The following is a 16,496-nucleotide window of genomic DNA, read 5'->3' on the forward strand; positions in this document are numbered from 1 at the left end:
TTTTGCGAGCCAGCGCACAGTTGTGCATTCTCTCAATAGCAGTGTGAAATAACGTAATTGAGCAACCCAAAATGTCTATTCACTATTACTCCTGTATCAACGACTCGCCGCATACCCTGATTATGGAGCTCAATATGCAAGCTTATTTCGACCAACTCGATCGTGTTCGTTACGAAGGCCCAAAAACGACCAATCCTTTAGCATTTCGTCACTACAACCCGGATGAGCTGGTGCTGGGTAAGCGCATGGAAGATCATCTGCGCTTTGCCGCCTGTTACTGGCATACCTTCTGCTGGAACGGCGCCGATATGTTCGGCGTGGGGTCCTTTGACCGCCCGTGGCAGCAGCCGGGTGAGGCCATCGAGCTGGCAAAACGCAAAGCCGATGTGGCGTTTGAGTTCTTCCACAAGCTGAACGTGCCGTACTACTGCTTCCATGACGTGGACGTATCGCCGGAAGGCGCGTCGCTGAAAGAGTATCTGAACAACTTCGCGCAGATGGTGGATGTGCTGGCGGCGAAACAGCAGCAAAGCGGCGTGAAGCTGCTCTGGGGCACGGCAAACTGCTTCACCAACCCTCGCTACGGCGCGGGCGCGGCAACTAACCCGGATCCGGACGTGTTTAGCTGGGCGGCCACGCAGGTGGTGACGGCAATGAACGCCACGCATCAGCTGGGCGGTGAAAACTATGTCCTGTGGGGGGGCCGTGAAGGCTATGAAACCCTGCTCAACACCGACCTGCGCCAGGAGCGCGAACAAATTGGCCGCTTTATGCAGATGGTTGTCGACCATAAGCACAAAATCGGCTTCCGCGGCACGCTGCTGATCGAGCCGAAACCGCAGGAGCCAACCAAACATCAGTATGACTACGACGTGGCGACGGTGTATGGCTTCCTGAAGCAGTTCGGCCTGGAAAAAGAGATTAAAGTGAACATTGAGGCCAACCACGCCACGCTGGCGGGTCACTCTTTCCATCACGAGATCGCGTCTGCGATTGCGCTGGGTATCTTCGGCTCTGTCGATGCGAACCGCGGCGATGCACAGCTGGGCTGGGACACCGACCAGTTCCCGAACAGCGTGGAAGAGAATGCGCTGGTGATGTACGAGATCGTCAAAGCGGGTGGTTTCACCACCGGCGGCCTGAACTTTGACGCCAAGGTGCGTCGTCAGAGCACCGACAAATACGATCTGTTCTACGGCCACATTGGCGCGATGGACACCATGGCGCTGGCGCTGAAAGTGGCGGCTCGAATGATTGAAGACGGCGAGCTGGATAAACGCGTAGCGAAGCGTTACAGCGGCTGGAACAGTGAGCTGGGCCAGCAAATTTTGAAAGGGCAGTTATCGCTTGCCGAAATCGCGAAGTACGCTGAACAACATCAGCTGGCGCCGCAGCACCAGAGCGGGCATCAGGAACTGCTGGAAAACCTGGTCAATCACTACCTGTTCGATAAATAACAGCATCCAGGCCCGGTAAGCGCAGCGCCACCGGGCATTTCTGTCAAAGGAGTCACCACAATGTATATCGGGATCGATCTTGGCACATCGGGTGTGAAAGCCATCCTGTTGAGCGAGCAGGGCGACGTGTTAGCCACGCAGACGGAAACGCTGCAGGTTTCACGTCCGCATCCGCTGTGGTCGGAACAGGATCCGGAGCAGTGGTGGCAGGCGACGGATCGCGCAATCAAAGCCTTAGGTGCGCAGCATAGTCTCCGTGACGTAAAAGCGCTGGGAATTGCCGGACAAATGCACGGCGCTACGCTGCTCGATAGCCAGCATCGCGTGCTGCGCCCTGCGATCCTCTGGAACGATGGCCGCTGCGCGGAAGAGTGTGCGCTTCTCGAGGCGCGCGTACCTGCCTCCCGCGAGATTACCGGCAACCTGATGATGCCCGGCTTTACTGCGCCTAAATTACTGTGGGTGCAGCGCCACGAACCGGAGATTTTCCGTCAGGTGGCGAAAGTCCTGCTGCCGAAAGATTATCTCCGTTTTCGCATGACGGGCGATTTCGCCAGCGACATGTCCGATGCCGCCGGCACAATGTGGCTCGACGTGGCGAAGCGCGACTGGAGCGAGGCGATGCTGGATGCCTGCCATCTGACTCGTGACCATATGCCTGCCCTCTTCGAAGGCTGCGAGGTTACCGGCACATTGCAGTCCTCCATTGCTGAGCGCTGGAATATACCTGCCGTACCGGTGGTGGCCGGGGGCGGCGATAACGCGGCGGGCGCTGTCGGCGTTGGCATGGTTGAGGCGGGCCAGGCGATGCTGTCGCTGGGAACGTCTGGCGTCTATTTTGCCGTCAGCGACGGGTATCGCAGTAATCCAGAAAGCGCCGTGCACAGCTTCTGTCATGCCCTTCCCGGGAAATGGCATTTGATGTCGGTGATGCTCAGCGCGGCGTCCTGCCTGGACTGGGCGGCAAAACTCACCGGCATGGCCGACGTTCCGGCGCTCATTTCCGCAGCCCAGCAGGCGGATGACGCTGCGGGTACCGTCTGGTTTTTACCGTATCTTTCCGGCGAGCGTACGCCGCACAACAACCCGGAAGCGAAAGGGGTGTTCTTTGGCTTAACCCATCAGCATGGCCCGGCAGAACTGGCCCGTGCGGTTCTGGAAGGCGTGGGCTATGCCCTGGCCGACGGGATGGACGTGGTGCACGACTGCGGCCTGAAACCGACGAGCGTCACCCTGATTGGCGGCGGTGCGCGAAGCCCTTACTGGCGACAGATGCTGTCGGATATCAGCGGGTTGCAGCTGGATTTCCGCACCGGCGGGGATGTCGGGCCCGCGCTCGGCGCCGCGCGTCTGGCGCAGATAGCTATTCATCCGGAACAACCGCTTTCGCAGCTGTTGCCGCAGCTTACGCTTGAACAGGCGCATGTGCCTGACGCGGTGCGCCATGCGCGCTACACGGAAAGGCGCTATGTGTTCCGCAAAATCTACCAGCAGCTGCTGCCGCTGATGTCGTAAATACGCTTGTCCGGGAGAGGCACGAGGATGTCCTTTTTTGGTCTGTGCGTGGCTTCCTTTCCTTGCCAGTATGGTGTTACACCCACTGGCGAGGAGATCCATCATGTCACGCACTGCATTAATCAACATCGATACGCAGCAGTCATTTCACCACCGCAATTACTGGCAGGAAGGCGAGATCCCTGCGTTTCAGCAGGCGATGCTGGGGCTGATTGAAGGCTGCCAGGCGCGCAATATTCCGGTCGTTGATATTTTTCATGTGGATGAAGACGGACCTTTCACCCTGGAAAGCGGCTATGTCAAACCGATGGCCTTTTTGCGTCATCAGCCGGATGTGGTTTTCCAGAAACACGTCCATAATGCATTTACGGATACCGGGCTTGACCGCTGGCTGCGCGAGCGTGATATCAACAGTGTGATTATCTGCGGTATTCGCACTGAACAGTGCTGCGAAACCACCGCCCGGGTGGCATCCGATCTGGGTTATGCTGTGACCTTTGTCAGTGAGGCAACGCTGACGTTTCCCATGACGTACAAGGGCATTACCCTGAGCGCAGCGGAAATTCGCCATCGTACCGAGACGGTACTGTCCGGGCGTTTTGCCGAGATTAAAACGGTAGCGGAGACGCTGGAGTCCCTGTAATGAGCATCGACGTCTGGTTCGTGATGTTGCCCGGGGTGCTGTCATTAGACATGACCGGCCCGGCGGAGACCTTTGTGCTGGCTGGCGACGCGTTTCGCCTGCATTACATTGGCCCGCAGCCGGAGGTTCCGACGTCGATAGGCCTGACGATGAGCGGTATCCAGCCGCTGCCGGAAAGCCTGCCTCCGGGCAGCCTGCTTGTACTGCCGGGGGTGAGCGACTCCCGCTTTCAGTTCTCAACGCCACAGGCGCAGCAGATCCAGCACTGGCTGATGCGCCTGCAGCCGCAGATCCAGCGCCAGGAGATCGCCGTGATGTGCGTCTGTTCAGGGGCTTTACTGGCGGCGAAATCGGGCCTGCTGAACAACCGACAGTGCACAACCCATCATGATGTTATTAGCCGTTTACGCACCGCTGCCCCCACGGCGACGATTAAAGAAAACCGCATCTTTGTGCAGGATGAGAACATCTGGACCAGCGCGGGGATCACGTCGGGCATCGATCTGGCGCTGCACATGATTAACCGCCTGTGCGGCCCCGAAAAGGCGCTGACCGTGGCGCGTGAAATGGTGGTCTGGTTCCGCCGTTCGGGTGACGATCCCCAGCTATCTCCGTGGCTACGCTACCGCAACCATCTTCATCCGGCGATTCATCGGGCGCAGGATGCGCTCACCGCCGAGCCGCAAAAAACGTGGAGCTTGCCTGACATTGCCGCCCTGGCGCACGTCAGCCCGCGTCACCTCACCCGGCTTTTCCAGTCACATTTAGGCATTAGCGTTCGCGATTATCTTGAGCAGCTGCGTCTGGCGGTGGCGGAGCAGTGGCTATTGCAGGGGCGCGGCGTGGAGCAGGCTTCACTGGCGGCAGGGTTTTCCTCCCCGCGCCAGTATCATCGCGCCCGGCAGCGAAGCATTAGCTAACGAAGCGGCGAGCGTCTATTTTTTGCAGCAGCATCGACAGCAGCAGGCTGATCGCCAGCGTGGCGGCAAAAATCCAGACGATATCCAGCACCGGCCAGCTTTTTAGCTCAACGCCTCTCGTGCGCAGCGCGTGGATCACCAGCGCGTGAAAACCGTAAATCCCGAGAGAGTGCCGCGAGATAAGACTCAGCACGGGCAGGGGACGCGCGTTCAGAGTGTTTTTGGCGAGAGTGAGCAGCGAAACGGCACAGATAAAGACCATCGGCCCGCAGTACAGATACCATGTATCGGCAAAATTGCCGCGCCACTGCAGCTCGTGCAGCGTCCCGCGTGAAATCACCGCCACGCCAGCGATAAACAGCGCCCCGCAGAGCCAGTTCAGACCGCGTTTTTGCGTGTCCATCATCCCAATGGCGCGCCCCAGCATGCCGTAAAGCACGTAGTAAAAAGTATCACCGTTGATATAGAGATTGACCGGCAGCCACTCAAATCCGTCGATTTTCTGCGAGAGCGTATTCGGGTTGGCGATAATGCCGATAACCACCATTAGGGCCAGCAGCATTTTACCGCTGACGTTTTTTACCTGGATGAGCGGGGAGACCAGATAGATAACGATAATGGCGAAGAAGAACCACAGGTGATAGAACACCGGTTTTTGCAGCACGTATTTCAGCGAAAGCCCGGCGTTAATCGAGGTGAACAGGGTGATATAGAGCAGGGCAACGGCGCTGTAGAACCCCAGACAGGCCGCGATGCGAATGAAGTGTCTCGGCTGCGCGCTGCGTTCGCCAAAAAAGAGAAAGCCGGAAATCATAAAGAACAGCGGCACGCTGACGCGTGACGCAGAGTTGAGAATATTGGCGATATCCCAGTTAACGGGGCTGATGCTGTGGGCATTTGTGACGTACCAGGTCGTCGTGTGGATCATGACCACCATCAGACACGCTATTCCTCGCAGGTTATCAATCCAGTTAATTTTTGACTGCATCAGTTCCTCGTATTCCCTGTAAATTGAGTGTGACTGCCGTTGTCCAAAAGTCTTCGTTTGGAAAATTCTGAGTTTTATTCAGCAGGCTTGTAGGGAGGCCGCGAGATTCGCAGAATGCCGGACCGTAATCTATAAAAGCTTTGATACTAAAAATAACAGCCACTGACCAGGGCGGTAATAAAAATGATGATGAAGCGTGTGGCGTCACTCTTTCTGCTGGCGATCCTGGCGGGATGCAGTGCGCCGCAAGAAGCACCTGTGCAAAAAGCGCAGCAGGGTAAAATGAGCCCGGAACGTTCTCTGGATATGGAAGCGCTCTGTAAGGATCGGGCCGCTCGCCGCTATAACTCGGACGTGCAGAAAATTGATGTCACCGGGTTTGAGCGTTTTCAGGGAAGCTACGAGCTGCGGGGCCATACGTCGCGCAAAGAGGGCTTTGTCTGCTCGTTTGATGCGGACGGTCAGTTTTTACACCTCTCCATGCGCTAGCCTGCTCGCATAATCAACAGCCAGACGCCGTCAGCGTTCTGGCCGCAAGGCTTATTTCCCAATTTTCCCTAAACAACCCCGTTTCGTACTGTATATCTTGCAGCCAGCGGGTATACTGGTCCCTTCCATTTAAAACCACACGTATCCAGCACGAAATACTATGCAAAAGTTTGATACCAAGACCTTCCAGGGCCTGATCCTGACCTTACAGGATTACTGGGCTCGTCAGGGCTGTACCATTGTTCAACCTTTGGACATGGAAGTCGGCGCCGGCACTTCACACCCGATGACCAGCCTGCGCGCGTTGGGGCCTGAGCCAATGGCGACCGCGTATGTGCAGCCTTCCCGTCGTCCGACCGATGGTCGTTACGGTGAAAACCCGAACCGTCTGCAGCATTACTATCAGTTCCAGGTGGTGATTAAGCCATCACCCGACAACATTCAGGAACTGTACCTCGGGTCGCTGAAAGAGCTGGGTATGGATCCAACCATCCACGACATCCGTTTCGTGGAAGATAACTGGGAAAACCCAACGCTGGGTGCCTGGGGTCTGGGTTGGGAAGTGTGGCTGAACGGCATGGAAGTGACCCAGTTCACTTACTTCCAGCAGGTGGGGGGTCTGGAATGTAAGCCGATCACCGGTGAAATCACCTACGGTCTGGAACGTCTGGCGATGTACATTCAGGGCGTAGACAGCGTTTACGACCTGGTCTGGAGCGACGGCCCGCTGGGTAAAACCACCTACGGCGACGTTTTCCATCAGAACGAAGTGGAGCAATCCACCTATAACTTCGAATACGCGGACGTGGACTTCCTGTTCACCTGCTTCGAGCAGTACGAGAAAGAAGCGCAGCAGCTGCTGGCGCTGGAGACTCCGCTGCCGCTGCCTGCTTACGAGCGTATTCTGAAGGCCGCCCACAGCTTCAACCTGCTGGACGCCCGCAAAGCCATCTCCGTGACTGAACGTCAGCGCTACATTCTGCGTATTCGTACCCTGACCAAAGCCGTTGCAGAAGCTTACTACGCGTCCCGTGAAGCCCTTGGCTTCCCGATGTGCAACCGAAACAAATAAGAGGCGGCCATGTCTGAGAAAACTTTCCTGGTGGAAATCGGCACCGAAGAGCTGCCACCAAAAGCCCTGCGCAGCCTGGCTGAATCTTTTGCTGCGAACGTGACTGCCGAGCTGGATAACGCTGGCCTGGCACACGGTAAAATTGAGTGGTTTGCTGCACCGCGCCGTCTGGCGCTGAAAGTAGCAAATCTGGCGGCGTCTCAGCCGGATCGTGAAGTCGAAAAACGTGGCCCGGCGATTGCCCAGGCGTTTGACGCGGAAGGCAAGCCGAGCAAAGCAGCTGAAGGCTGGGCGCGCGGCTGCGGCATCACCGTTGATCAGGCCGAGCGTCTGACCACGGATAAAGGCGAGTGGCTGCTGTATCGTGCGCACGTGAAAGGCGAAAGCGCGGAAGCGCTGCTGCCGGACATGATTGCCACTTCGCTGGCGAAGCTGCCGATTCCTAAGCTGATGCGCTGGGGCGCGTCCGACGTGCACTTCGTGCGTCCGGTTCACACCGTGACCCTGCTGCTGGGCGATACCGTTATCCCTGCGACCATTCTGGGCGTGGCGTCCGATCGCGTGATCCGTGGCCACCGCTTTATGGGCGAGCCTGAGTTCACCATCGACAATGCCGACCAGTATCCGCAGATCCTGCTGGAGCGCGGTAAAGTCATTGCCGACTACGAGCAGCGTAAAGCCAAAATCAAAGCGGACGCCGAAGAAGCGGCGCGCCAGATTGGCGGTAACGCTGACCTGAGCGAAAGCCTGCTGGAAGAAGTCACCTCTCTGGTGGAATGGCCGGTTGTGCTGACCGCGAAGTTCGAAGAGAAATTCCTGGCCGTTCCGGCTGAAGCGCTGGTGTACACCATGAAGGGTGACCAGAAGTACTTCCCGGTATACGCCAACGACGGCAAGCTGCTGCCAAACTTCATCTTCGTAGCGAACATCGAATCAAAAGATCCGATCCAGATTATCTCCGGTAACGAGAAAGTGGTGCGCCCACGTCTGGCGGATGCCGAGTTCTTCTTCAATACCGACCGTAAAAAGCGTCTGGAAGATAACCTGCCGCGCCTGCAGACCGTGCTGTTCCAGCAGCAGCTGGGCACGCTGCGCGACAAGACCGACCGCATTGCGGAGCTGTCCGGCTGGATTGCTCGTGAAATCGGTGCAGACGTCAACCACGCGACGCGTGCTGGCCTGCTGTCCAAGTGCGACCTGATGACCAACATGGTGTTCGAATTTACCGACACCCAGGGCGTGATGGGCATGCACTACGCGCGTCACGATGGCGAAGCGGAAGACGTGGCCGTGGCCCTGAACGAGCAGTATCAGCCGCGCTTTGCGGGTGACGACCTGCCGTCCAACCCGGTTGCCTGCGCCGTGGCGATTGCCGATAAGATGGACACCCTGGCGGGTATCTTCGGTATCGGTCAGCATCCGAAAGGCGACAAAGACCCGTTTGCGCTGCGTCGTGCTGCGCTGGGCGTGCTGCGTATCATCGTTGAGAAGAACCTGAACCTCGATCTGCAGACGCTGACCGAAGAAGCGGTGCGTCTGTACGGCGACAAGCTGACCAACGCGAACGTTGTGGATGACGTGATCGACTTTATGCTCGGTCGTTTCCGCGCGTGGTATCAGGACGAAGGTTACACCGTTGACACCATTCAGGCGGTGCTGGCGCGTCGTCCGACTCGTCCGGCTGATTTCGATGCGCGTATGAAGGCGGTTTCCCACTTCCGTACCCTGGAAGCGGCATCTGCCCTGGCCGCGGCCAACAAGCGTGTATCCAACATTCTGGCGAAATCCGACGAGACGCTGAACGAGCGCGTGAACGCCGCAACCCTGAAAGAGCCGGAAGAGATCGCCCTGGCGATGCAGGTTGTGGTGCTGCGCGACAAGCTCGAGCCGTACTTCGCGGAAGGTCGCTACCAGGAAGCGCTGGTGGAGCTGGCCGAGCTGCGTGACGTTATCGACGCCTTCTTCGAGAAAGTGATGGTGAACGTAGAAGATAAAGAGCTGCGTGTTAACCGTCTCTCCATGCTCGAGAAACTGCGCGAACTGTTCCTGCGCGTAGCGGATATTTCGCTGCTGCAGTAATGTGCCCGCTGTTACAAATGCTAAAAACCCGCTTCGGCGGGTTTTTTTATGGGGTTTTTGTAGGCCGGATAAGCGCAGCGTCATCCGGCAGGTTTAGCCGATCGCGATTGTGCCTTCGTCTGTCTGCAGCCAGCGCGGTGCCTTCAGCGTATCAGCAAAGTAGCTGACCAGCTCGCACAGCAAATCTTCCATAACGATTTCAGATTGTCGCGGCAGTGAGCCGTTCATCAGCAGCTGCGTAAGCTCCTGACAGTAGCGCCCCAGCTGATCGCATTCGGGTTCGAAAGCCGGAACGCGTGACGGGAGTTCCTTCACGGTCAGGCTGGCTTTTAAAGCGTCCGGAACAGGTTCCAGAAGCGTGGGTTGCAGAAGATTCAGACAGGCATAGAGTCTGCCGTAAAGCGCCATTTTTGGGGCGGGTTCTTCGCAATCTACCAGTGCGTCGGTAAAACGTTCGCAGTTATCCGCCAGTTCGGTGAATTCGGTGGCGTGGTTGAAGGGCAGGGTGAATAAAGAATGAGCTTGGGTTGGGGTAGTAGCCATATTGGCAGCCTCCGATAAGTGATAAAGCTTCCACCACCGGAAATGCTAACTTCGCTGGTGGTGGACTGAACAGAGTTAGCATTACCGGCCTTATCGGATACCGGCGCATCTTTCGATGCCCCTGCTCAGCCCACCATTGAGATGTAGCAAAGCATGCTGCACATAATGTGCCGCCGATAAGATAAGCCAGGATGCTAAACCCGGCACCTGATTTTGCAGGTGCAAAGAGAACTTACTGCTCATCAAAACAGGCGGCAATAGATTTGAGCTATGCCACTGAGGATATTACCATTTCTGGAAAGAGACTCGCAAAATTACCGCAATGAAAAGCATACTGCGGGCAGAGGTCTTATAGCGACGCTATGGTCCGGCTGTAAATCGCTGAGGCGTTTCCTGCAGGCCGGGGCGAGGCGCATGGATGCGCCGAGAGGGCGGGCTTTACAGGGATGTTACCTCCGCCCGTCCCCGATAAGCCGGAAGGAATAAGCCGAAGGTACCGCGTAGCGGCGATTTACCGCCGGGAGCCCGGGTAGCCAGGGTGGTGGCGATTGAGCCACCCTGGCACGTTCACGGATATTGTCGTTACAGAGTAGCAAGGAACATAAAGTGAACGGAATGACCACCAGAGCCGTATGCTCCCCCTCACCCTAACCCTCTCCCCAAAGGGGCGAGGGGATTGTTCACTGCTCGCATTAATTTGTGGGGATCCCTCAGCCCAAAGGGAGAGGGAGTATAAGTCGCCCAAAATTTAACCTTGAAATGGTCAACACATTACCGCTATCCTTATCGCGTTAACTTTCTCGCGCTGGAGCGCCCCCCAAAAATGAACAAACACGACTGATGAATTTCGATCCTTGCTAAACGCCACCGCGTCGGCAGGGGATGTTTTGATTTCATTCAGGAGTGCTTATGGCTCATTTTGCGCAGTCCCCTTCTTTTATTTTGCATCAGGTCACCTGTCAGTTTCCGACGGGCGATACCCTTTTTGGTCCGCTGAATCTCACACTGGAACCCTCCCTGTGCGCGCTGGTTGGCCGTAACGGCAGCGGGAAAACGCGTCTGCTGCGTCTGCTGGCGGGGCTGGACGAACCGGCTACCGGTCATATTGAACGCTTTGGCTCGCATGTCTATGTGGCGCAGCAGCACGTCATTTCTCCGCAGACGACGCTGGCTGAACTGCTCGGGTATGACGCGATTTTTACTGCGCGTAAGCGCATCGACAGCGGCGATTACCAGCCTGACGATCTGGAGTTGCTTGACGGCTACTGGGATGTTGCCGAGCGTCTGAGCGAGGCGTTTAGCAATGCGCAGCTTCCACCGTTTGACCCGGATAAACCTGCCGGTGAACTCAGCGGCGGCGAGCGCATTCGCGCCCTGCTGTGCGGGGCGTTTACGGCTGAGGCGGATTTCATGCTGCTGGACGAGCCCACTAACCATCTGGATCGGCAAGGCCGGGCGTGGTTCTACGACCAGCTCAGTCGTTTTCAGGGCGGCGTGCTGGTGGCCTCCCATGACCGCGAACTTCTGGAGCAGGTGCCGCGAATCCTTGAACTGAGCGCCTCGGGCCTGCGCAGCTACGGCGGGAATTATGCGGATTATCAAACCCAGCGCGATGCCGAACAGCAGGCGGCCCGCGCGGCGCTGGAACATGCTGCAACCGAGCGCAAACGCACTCGGGTACGCATGCAAAAAGAGCATGACGACAGCCAGCGGCGTTCGGCAAAGACATTGCGCACCGTCGATACCCTGAATATCGCGTCGTTCGAGCGGGTCAAATATAAAGGCGCGGCAAAGGAGCGGATCGGTTCCTGGAAAAAACAGCACAGCGAGCAAAATGAAGCCCTGAATGCTGCGGTAAACAAGGCGCGTGAACGCGTTGAAGAAGATAACCCGGTAATGTTCACCCTGCCGGGGAGTCAGATCCCGGAGGGGAAGCAGGTGCTGGTGCTGGAGGATCTGGTGCTGCCGCATGTGCATATTCCTCCGCTCAACTGGCGGATGGACGGACCGATGCGCGTGGCGTTAAAGGGACCGAACGGCTGCGGAAAATCGACGCTGTTAAAAATCCTCCTCGGCGAGATTGCCCCCCGTTCGGGTACCTGTAAGGTGTCCGTCAGCTGTGCCTATCTCGACCAGCATCTGTCCCGGCTCGATCTTTCGCAGTCGGTCATGACGCATCTCAACCTGGGTCATACGCCTCTGGAAGAGGGGGTATTGCGAACCCGTCTGGCGCAGCTTCAACTGGGTGCCGACAAAGTGATGCTCCCGCTGGCGGAGCTCAGCGGCGGCGAGCGTCTTAAGGCCGCCCTGGCCTGCGTGCTGTGGCGCGCGGAGGCCACGCAGCTTCTGCTGCTGGATGAACCGACCAACCATCTGGATCTGGCCTCGGTCCAGGCCATTGAAGCGGCGCTGGCCAATTTCCCCGGGGCTCTGCTGGTGGTATCACACGATGAGGCGTTTTTAAGAGGCTTAACGTTAACGCATGAATGGGTGTGGGAAGAGGCGGGCTGGCGTTGTGAGAGCCTTTAAACACAAGCCCCCGCAGAGGCGGGGGCGTTCAAACTTGACTACGCTATCTGTTTGCTGAGTGCAGGGTTGGCCTGAATCAGGCGCATCAGCCTTAACTCGGTTGGGGTGGGTTTCTCACGTTTTGACTCCCACTCCTGCACCATAGCCACGCTGACACCCATCGCTCTGGCGAATTCTTCGGTTTTCAATCCTGTCCCTTTGCGCAATTGCTCATATTCTGTAAAGGGATTGGATTTTTGTTGCAGGCTAATCGTCTGCGGTACATCTTTAAAAATGATCTGTTCCAGGCTGCTCAGCAGCTCAAACTCAGGATCTTTATATTCCATTGAGGACTCCTCTTAAATCTCACATCGTGATCAAGAACATCAGAGAGCCAGTTAAGAATAGTCCCTAATACCAACCCAGGATCGTCACGGGTGTGATTAATCGTGCGGTAACGATCGCTTTATCCGATTCAGCAATATGGATAGTTATGCTAATTCCCTGATTAGTCATATGTCGGCTTCGTCAGGTATTTTTTTGTAAATGGTAAGAAATAAATCGGCAATAGCCGTTTTGCATGAAAAGAGTATCTTGCAAGGCTGACCTGGACTATCCTTGTCAGCGTCGGGCACGCGTGTGCCGGTGTGCGCTTTTTTGGGTGAAAGGAGTAATAAAATGGCGACAGGAAAGTCCTGCTCTCGCTGGTTTGCGCCTATTGCGGCGTTGTTGATGGTTGTTAGCCTGAGTGGGTGTTTTGATAAAGAAGGCGATCAGCGCAAAGCGTTTATCGATTTTCTACAGAATACAGTGATGCGCAGCGGCGAGCGGTTGCCGACGCTGACTGCGGATCAGAAAAAACAGTTTGGCCCCTTCGTGTCCGATTACGCCATTCTTTATGGTTATTCACAGCAGGTGAGCCAGGCGATGGATTCCGGAATTCGTCCCGTGGTGGATAGCGTGAACGCCATCCGCGTTCCGCAGGATTATATGACGCAGCGCGAACCGCTTCGCCAGTCCAACGGTGCGCTTGGCGTGCTGAGCCAGCAGTTGCAGAATGCGAAAATGCAGGCTGACGCGTCACGTTCTGCGCTGAAGCAGGGCGACGATCTCAAACCGGTCTTCGACAAAGTGTATGAGAAAGTGGTGACCAAGCCTTCTGAAGCGCTGCAACCGCTGATTCCGGCCGCGCAAATCTTCACGCAGCAGCTGGTTCAGGTGGGTGACTTTATTGCCCAGCAGAATACGCAGGTGAGCTTTGTTGCCAACGGCATTCAGTTCCCGACCTCGCAGCAGGCAAGCCAGTACAATACGCTGATTGGGCCGCTGGCCTCCCAGCATCAGGCCTTTAGCCAGGCCTGGAGTGCCGCCGTCACGGCCACAGAATAAACCGAAAAAACCCCGCTTCCGGCGGGGTTTTTTTTATGCTTATCGAAAATAACGCTTGTCATTCTTCTACCACATCGGTATAACTATCCCCGTCGGTTTGTTACACAGACCTAAAGCAGTTTAGTAAAGCAGTCCAGATTGTTATCCATAGATACCCTTCGTTGTGACCCTTCCTTCATCGCTTAAAAATCTGTAACGCAATCCATCAAGCCGGAAGGCTCAATATATTTGTTAATAAGGTAATTTCTATGTCTGCTAAAATGACTGGTCTGGTAAAATGGTTCAACGCTGATAAAGGTTTCGGCTTCATCACTCCTGACGATGGCTCAAAAGACGTGTTCGTACACTTCTCTGCTATCCAGAACGATGGCTACAAATCTCTGGATGAAGGTCAGAAAGTTTCCTTCACCATCGAAAGCGGCGCTAAAGGCCCAGCAGCTGGTAACGTTGTAAGCCTGTAAGCTTCCAACCCAGTAGCACAAAATTCAAAAACCCGCCTTCTGGCGGGTTTTTTCGTTTCTATCGTTGCACCTGCGGGTTCACGCAGTTTATCTCCACCTTTCCGCTAAGGGCGGCGATGAGATTATCGACCGCAGTGGCCGCCATGCTGTAGCGCGTCTCATGGGTGGCTGAGCCGATGTGCGGCAGCGCAACCACGTTAGGCAGCGAAAGCAGCGGGGAATCCACCGGCAGCGGCTCCTGCTCAAAGACGTCCAGACCTGCTGCATGGATCTCACCGTTCTGCAGGGCCTCAATCAGCGCTTTCTCATCCACCACCGGGCCACGACCCGCGTTGATGAAAATGGCTGACTGCTTCATTTTCTTAAACGCCTCTTTGCCAATCAGATGGCGCGTTTCGTCCGTCAGCGGCAGAACCAGGCAGACAAAATCAGCTTCCTGCAGCAGGGTGTCCAGCTCGCAGTAGCGGGCGTTGAAGCGTTCCTCGGCTTCACCGTGATGGCGACGCGCGTTATACAGAATCGGCATGTTAAAACCAAAATGCGCGCGCTGCGCCAGCGCCAGCCCGATACGCCCCATGCCAACAATGCCCAGCGTTTTGCCGTGAACGTCCACGCCGAACCAGTCCGGACCAATGCTTTTTGTCCATTCGCCCGCTTTCACGCGCCCGGCGACTTCCACCACGCGACGCGCCGTGGTGAGTACCAGCGCCATCAGCGTGTCGGCCACGGTTTCCGTCAGGGCATGTGGCGTATGCATCAGCAGGATCTTGCGGGCATTAAGGGCGTCCACATCGAAGTTGTCGTAACCCACGGAAACGGTAGAGGTAGCACGAAGCTTCGGCATTTTCTCCAGCAGGGCGACATCCACTTTCTCGCTTGAACCCAGCAGGCCTTCGGCGCTGGCGAACGCTTCGGCGTGCTGCGCCACGGTTTCCGGGCTCAGGTTCTTCACCTGCGTGACGGTGAAGTGTTCTTCAAGACGTTTCTGCAGATCTTCCGGCAGTGCTTTATACAAAATGACGGACGGCTTCATGCTAATCTCCGTTGATTTTTAAGGGTTCAGGCGTGGCGAGCGCCGACAGGGTGTTGTTGATTATTAGCAGGCTTAACAATCAGAGTAAGCCACACGGAGGCGAAAAGCGCCACCCCCATAAAGATGTACGATGCGGACGGACTGCCTGTGGCACCGTTCAGGTAACCGACGAACCAGGAGCCGCAGAACGAACCCAGCGCACCCATACTGTTAATCAGCGCCATCGCGCCACCCGCCACGTTACGCGGCAGCATTTCCGGAATGATGGCAAAGAACGGACCGTACGGGGCGTACATGGCGGCACCTGCAATGACCAGCAGGGCGTAAGAGGCCCAGAAGTGATTCGCGCCGACGGCCCAGGAGCCAATGAACGCAAAGGCAGCGATCAGCAGCAGCGGCCAGACAAACAGCTTACGGTTCTGCAGCTTATCCGATGCCCATGATGCGACGATCATGGCGATGGTCGCGGCCAGATACGGTACGGAAGAGAGCCAGCCCACTTCTACCATGCCGAGGTTTTCGCCGCCGCTGCGGATAATCGACGGCAGCCACAGCACAAAGCCGTACACGCCAATGCTCCAGGTAAAGTACTGCGCGCAGAGCAGGATCACGTTGCGCGAGCGGAAGGCTTCACCGTAGTTGCGAACCGCCTTCAGACCTTGCTGTTCTTTATCCAGCTGCGCCTGCAGCGCCGCTTTTTCATCTTCGGAAAGCCATTTCGCCTGGGCAGGTTTATCTTTCACCAGCACCCACCAGCAGAATGCCCAAATTACAGCCGGGACCCCTTCGATGATAAACATTTCGCGCCAGCCGAAGGACTGGATCAGGTAGCCAGACACCACCGACATCCACAGCACCGTTACCGGGTTACCGAGGATCAGGAAGGTATTCGCGCGCGAGCGTTCAGATTTGGTAAACCAGTTGCTGATGTAGATCAGCATCGCCGGCATAACCGCCGCCTCAACGACGCCGAGGATAAAGCGAATGGCGGCCAGGGCAGGAATATTGTTCACCACGCCGGTCAGTGACGCGCAGGCGCCCCACAGGATCAGGCAGACGAAGATCAGCTTACGCACGCTGCGGCGTTCCGCGTAAATCGCGCCGGGGATCTGGAAGAAGAAGTAGCCCAGGAAGAAAAGGGCACCCAGCAGGGAGGAGATACCTTTGGTGATGCCAAGGTCCTCTGTGATCCCCGCCGCGGACGCGAAGCTGAAGTTGGCACGGTCAAGGTACGCCAGGCTGTACGTGATAAACACGATTGGCATGATGTACCACCAGCGTTTTACTGCATTGGTCGAACTGTTCATAGGCTTGCCTCTGTTGTTGAGGTTGTTACCGCCGTTGTCTGTAGGGTACACGGTGGCTTGTTTTGTTGAGTGCGATTTATGCCCCTCACCCC

The 16,496-nt window shown here is 56.6% G+C and carries 15 protein-coding genes and 1 pseudogene; 10 read left to right on the forward strand and 6 right to left on the reverse strand.

Features of this window, described 5'->3' with window-relative positions:
• The first annotated feature begins 134 nt into the window (after window positions 1–134).
• The 4 genes from xylA (at window position 135) to GVO84_RS00920 (ending at window position 4,535) form a co-directional block, all read left to right on the forward strand.
• Entirely contained in the window at window positions 135–1,457 is a 1,323-nt protein-coding gene (gene xylA, locus GVO84_RS00905; protein ID WP_121426086.1) for a xylose isomerase, read from the forward strand.
• Between the two features lie 60 nt (window positions 1,458–1,517).
• The gene (gene xylB / locus GVO84_RS00910) at window positions 1,518–2,972 is read left to right on the forward strand and encodes a xylulokinase (RefSeq protein ID WP_159515276.1); all 1,455 of its coding nucleotides are present in this window, start codon (window positions 1,518–1,520) and stop codon (window positions 2,970–2,972) included.
• A 103-nt stretch (window positions 2,973–3,075) separates the two neighbouring features.
• Window positions 3,076–3,615 (forward strand): isochorismatase family protein, encoded by a 540-nt coding sequence (locus GVO84_RS00915; protein ID WP_159515277.1) that lies wholly within the window; start codon window positions 3,076–3,078, stop codon window positions 3,613–3,615.
• The gene (locus GVO84_RS00920; RefSeq protein ID WP_121425979.1) at window positions 3,615–4,535 is read left to right on the forward strand and encodes a GlxA family transcriptional regulator; all 921 of its coding nucleotides are present in this window, start codon (window positions 3,615–3,617) and stop codon (window positions 4,533–4,535) included. Before GVO84_RS00915 ends, GVO84_RS00920 begins: the two co-directional genes overlap by 1 nt.
• Here GVO84_RS00920 and GVO84_RS00925 read toward each other — a convergent pair.
• Window positions 4,528–5,523, reverse strand: coding sequence for an acyltransferase (locus GVO84_RS00925; protein ID WP_159515278.1), 996 nt, complete (start codon window positions 5,521–5,523; stop codon window positions 4,528–4,530). The genes GVO84_RS00920 and GVO84_RS00925 overlap by 8 nt on opposite strands.
• Before the next feature lie 183 nt (window positions 5,524–5,706).
• On the opposite strand from GVO84_RS00925, the gene GVO84_RS00930 reads away from it, so the two are divergent.
• The 3 genes from GVO84_RS00930 (at window position 5,707) to glyS (ending at window position 9,163) form a co-directional block, all read left to right on the forward strand.
• Entirely contained in the window at window positions 5,707–6,012 is a 306-nt protein-coding gene (locus GVO84_RS00930; protein ID WP_159515279.1) for a YsaB family lipoprotein, read from the forward strand.
• A 160-nt stretch (window positions 6,013–6,172) separates the two neighbouring features.
• The gene (glyQ, locus tag GVO84_RS00935; protein WP_003860141.1) at window positions 6,173–7,084 is read left to right on the forward strand and encodes a glycine--tRNA ligase subunit alpha; all 912 of its coding nucleotides are present in this window, start codon (window positions 6,173–6,175) and stop codon (window positions 7,082–7,084) included.
• Window positions 7,085–7,093: 9 nt separating this feature from the next.
• Window positions 7,094–9,163 (forward strand): glycine--tRNA ligase subunit beta, encoded by a 2,070-nt coding sequence (glyS, locus tag GVO84_RS00940; RefSeq protein WP_159515280.1) that lies wholly within the window; start codon window positions 7,094–7,096, stop codon window positions 9,161–9,163.
• 93 nt (window positions 9,164–9,256) lie between these two features.
• Here the strand turns inward: glyS and GVO84_RS00945 are convergent, their stop codons facing one another.
• Both GVO84_RS00945 and GVO84_RS00950 read right to left on the reverse strand, forming a co-directional pair.
• Entirely contained in the window at window positions 9,257–9,667 is a 411-nt protein-coding gene (locus GVO84_RS00945) for a hypothetical protein (RefSeq protein ID WP_306432153.1), read from the reverse strand.
• A pseudogene (locus GVO84_RS00950) lies at window positions 9,595–9,774 on the reverse strand (hypothetical protein); the annotation flags it as partial. The gene GVO84_RS00945 and the pseudogene GVO84_RS00950, both read right to left, overlap by 73 nt.
• 841 nt (window positions 9,775–10,615) lie before the next feature.
• Here GVO84_RS00950 and GVO84_RS00955 point away from each other — a divergent pair.
• On the forward strand, window positions 10,616–12,235 hold the full coding sequence (locus GVO84_RS00955; protein ID WP_159515282.1) for an ABC-F family ATP-binding cassette domain-containing protein: 1,620 nt from the start codon (window positions 10,616–10,618) through the stop codon (window positions 12,233–12,235).
• A gap of 38 nt (window positions 12,236–12,273) precedes the next feature.
• Here the strand turns inward: GVO84_RS00955 and GVO84_RS00960 are convergent, their stop codons facing one another.
• Window positions 12,274–12,561, reverse strand: coding sequence for an HTH-type transcriptional regulator (locus tag GVO84_RS00960; RefSeq protein WP_023309948.1), 288 nt, complete (start codon window positions 12,559–12,561; stop codon window positions 12,274–12,276).
• 331 nt (window positions 12,562–12,892) lie between these two features.
• Here GVO84_RS00960 and GVO84_RS00965 point away from each other — a divergent pair, with 331 nt between their 5' ends.
• Both GVO84_RS00965 and cspE read left to right on the forward strand, forming a co-directional pair.
• Window positions 12,893–13,603, forward strand: a complete 711-nt coding sequence (locus GVO84_RS00965) for a DUF3053 domain-containing protein (protein ID WP_024909075.1) — start codon at window positions 12,893–12,895, stop codon at window positions 13,601–13,603.
• 248 nt (window positions 13,604–13,851) lie between these two features.
• On the forward strand, window positions 13,852–14,064 hold the full coding sequence (cspE, locus tag GVO84_RS00970; RefSeq protein WP_003860775.1) for a transcription antiterminator/RNA stability regulator CspE: 213 nt from the start codon (window positions 13,852–13,854) through the stop codon (window positions 14,062–14,064).
• A gap of 58 nt (window positions 14,065–14,122) precedes the next feature.
• Here the strand turns inward: cspE and ghrB are convergent, their stop codons facing one another.
• Window positions 14,123–15,097, reverse strand: a complete 975-nt coding sequence (gene ghrB, locus GVO84_RS00975) for a glyoxylate/hydroxypyruvate reductase GhrB (RefSeq protein ID WP_159515283.1) — start codon at window positions 15,095–15,097, stop codon at window positions 14,123–14,125.
• A 26-nt stretch (window positions 15,098–15,123) separates the two neighbouring features.
• Window positions 15,124–16,404 carry an MFS transporter gene (locus tag GVO84_RS00980; protein WP_023334085.1) on the reverse strand — a complete coding sequence of 427 codons (1,281 nt, stop codon included), beginning with the start codon at window positions 16,402–16,404 and terminating at the stop codon, window positions 15,124–15,126.
• Between the last annotated feature and the right edge of the window lie 92 nt (window positions 16,405–16,496).

It is taken from the genome of Enterobacter sp. SM3 (genome assembly GCF_009811935.2).
GTDB classification, from domain to species: Bacteria; Pseudomonadota; Gammaproteobacteria; order Enterobacterales; family Enterobacteriaceae; genus Enterobacter; species Enterobacter asburiae_D.